Source organism: Alloscardovia omnicolens DSM 21503, from assembly GCF_000420505.1.
Lineage (GTDB): Bacteria > Actinomycetota > Actinomycetes > Actinomycetales > Bifidobacteriaceae > Alloscardovia > Alloscardovia omnicolens.
In genome coordinates, this window is the sequence record NZ_ATVB01000036.1 from 1 (window position 1) to 2,931 (window position 2,931).

Consider the following 2,931-nt stretch of genomic DNA (forward strand, 5'->3'; position numbering starts at 1 on the left):
AGAGGAGGAGAGGAAGATGAAAATCCGTAGGATGATTATATCTGCGGTGCTTGCGGTGGCTATGTTTGCTCCGTTGGGTACTGCTGTGGCTGTCTCTGCTGAGTCGGATACGTCGGCGGTAACGACTGAACAGACAGATAAAGACAAGAAACAGGATACGTCTACTGGGTCTAAGAATGTGACGGGGGGGGTAGTGAGTCTGAGCAGGTAGGATCTGATTCTGCTCCTGTTACTTCGGCTGGGTCTGGTGAGGCTTCGGCCACTCCAGCACCGTCTGAATCAGCTGGTTCTGATCGTGCTGCTACTGAGGATGACACAGCTCGCGTAGATCTAAAGATTGGAAAGATTGAAGGAAGATCGGTTGTAGATAGTAAGGCGGAATATTACACGTTTGAGAATATCGCCGACGTTGTAAACCTGAATATTTCAGGAAAAAATTATTCTATCCAGAATCCCTATTTATTGATTCGAATTAACAAGACGAATAAGATTGAGAAACTATTCTTCCCGGATTCTAATAAAGCAATAAAGACCGAACGTGGGGCTGACGACACTCATCAATGGGTTAAGTACACTTTTGATACACTTTCTGGCGGTTACAATGTTACGTATCCACTCCCATTTGATTTTGATGGTCATTTTGCTCGCACTGGCGATTCCGTAAAACTTGAAGCAACTCTGTACAACGGTGATGGCAAGCCAGTGAAGGCAGTAGAGAAAACCTACAGAGCTAAAAATGTTGGTTTTGACGCTTACTCTTTGAACTACAATCCTCATCTAACAGCAGAAACTACCAGTGCTTATAATGGTGTAACGATTCCGCAGGATAATCCAGATAACTTGGTTCCTAATGGTCATCGCAACGTACGTGGGGGAGTGACTGTTGATTCCCTAGATGAGAAATATGTTCAGCCGAATACGACAACGACAGCTTTGCTAATCACGTCTCTCGCAGCGCAGTCTGAGGGGCAGCCAGGCAAACAAGGGCTAATTCATCCACAGAATGTAAAGTTTGTATTAACTCTTCCCAAGGGGCCAAAAATAGAGGGCTTTAAAGCTGGAAACGATGAAGACTACTTCCGATCTGTAGAGGTATTGTCAGATGGTAGTACTCGCTATACCTACATGGTGAGGAATCCAAAGTTCCAAGCTCCGGCTGAACTGGTTTCGAATATGCGCGTGTTTAATGAGCGAGCCAACTGGAACATTGATTTTACCGGAGCGCCACTCAATAGTGATGTGCATATACCAATTGAATACTATTACGATGCTAATGATGATTCCACTGGTGGCACTCTCATCGCTCAACGAGATGAGACCTACTACTTTAAGCCGGAACTGTTCAAAGGTGTCGGTTGGCGTGAAGCTGAAATTGATAGCTCTGGTTATAAGGTAGTGGATAATTGCGGTTTCGGACGCGGAGTACCAACGTACTACTATATGAATAAGCATCTGTATCACGGTGAATGCGACTTAACTGATACAGGTATTGGATATAGGATCGATTTCAAGGACTACAATAACGGTTCGGGTGTGAGCAATCCAGATTCCGGCGGTCAATCAAGCCAGTGGAAAGATTTAAACGTTTACCTCAGAGGCCAAAACTCTGAAGATTTGTACTTTAAATCTCTTCATGTTCAAGGAGTAGTAAGCAATAAGAGCGACAAATCGATTAAAGAGAAAGATACTCGTGCGCTTCAAAAAGTCTTTGAAGATGGCAAAGCTAAACTGTATGGTATTCGTGCTGATGGCTCGCGTAAGCTTCTCAAAGATAAGGTAGAGATTGCAGACAAAATAGAAGTCGAAGATGCGAAGCGTGAATTTGTTTCTTTGAAGATAGAGTTCGATGAATTAGTTACACTCGACAATGCTTCTATCATAGTTGTGGCTTATAACGGGTTCACCCCTGCAGCTATCAAGAAACTAGACGCTTTAGCAGAATCTACGTCAGTCCCTTATCAAATCGAGGCAGCGGGATTGATTGATGGCGAGGGAATGAGTCCTTTCGGAGGAGATAATAGGACTGTATTTGTCTCCCCATTGCACCCTCAAGTACATACCTTTGAGAACGATTCTCAACAATTCGTGTTCCAACAGGAAGACTCTAAAGATTTGAAACCTATTACTGTTAAAGTGGGGCCGCAGTTACCTGAAGTCACTTATGGTCAGTACGATGTAATCAAGAATGTGCGTACTGTAACTGTATTGCCTGACGGATTCAAATTAGTGAAGAATACTAATACACCGAACGGTTGGGTTAAGGACACAGGACGTGGCCTATGGGATTGGCAAGGTGTTAAAGAGCCAAAGGTTCAAGAGATTCAAAATTATCATGGCACAGGTAAAACTGCAGTAGTTATCGACTACGGTGACGTTGGTGCTGCTCATGCAGGAGCTGTGGATTTGAAGATCATCGCTACAAAGTGTGCAACGCCAGGTGATAACGATATTGTGACCTACATGTCTTACGAGGATAACGATATCGTACGTCCATATAAATTCAACGCTAAAGCAGATAATCTTGGCCCGTATTCTTCCAAGGATGTGTTGGATGTGGACGATGACGGCAACCGTGAAGAGATTTTTGAAAAGGTTGTCGCTCGCATTACATACATTCCACCAATGGAGCTCGTTTTGAATAATCGTGTGAAGTATGATGGCGAGTGGGGTACGGTTGCAACAGGTGAGCTGGGAGATTCACTTTCGTATAAGTTGAATGTCTTTAACAATTCGATTGTGCCAGCTAAGTCGTTGACGGTGCTTGACGTCCTCCCGTATAAGGGTGATCATGCGATTGCTCCGAATGATAAGGGTGAGTATCCTGCTCGTCATTCCTCGTTTGTTACTGGGTTGACTGCGAGCGTAGAGAGTGCTAACGATGATTCTGTTAACTCAATGTTCACTTTCTACTATCAGACATCTGCTCAGGGT

The 2,931-nt window shown here is 44.1% G+C and carries 2 protein-coding genes; both read left to right on the forward strand.

Annotated features, from left to right (window positions below; all coding sequences use genetic code 11):
* The first annotated feature begins 16 nt into the window (after positions 1-16).
* Positions 17-211, forward strand: a complete 195-nt coding sequence (locus tag G464_RS09550; RefSeq protein ID WP_155237073.1) for a hypothetical protein — start codon at positions 17-19, stop codon at positions 209-211.
* Positions 212-462: 251 nt separating this feature from the next.
* Positions 463-2,931: hypothetical protein (locus G464_RS09555; RefSeq protein ID WP_039777968.1), on the forward strand; the 2,469-nt coding region annotated here is incomplete at its 3' end.

Bases quoted from the DNA above. Each gene is read 5' to 3' on its own strand.
- G464_RS09550 (WP_155237073.1), top strand. From the start codon at position 17: ATGAAAATCCGTAGGATGATTATATCTGCGGTGCTTGCGGTGGCTATG.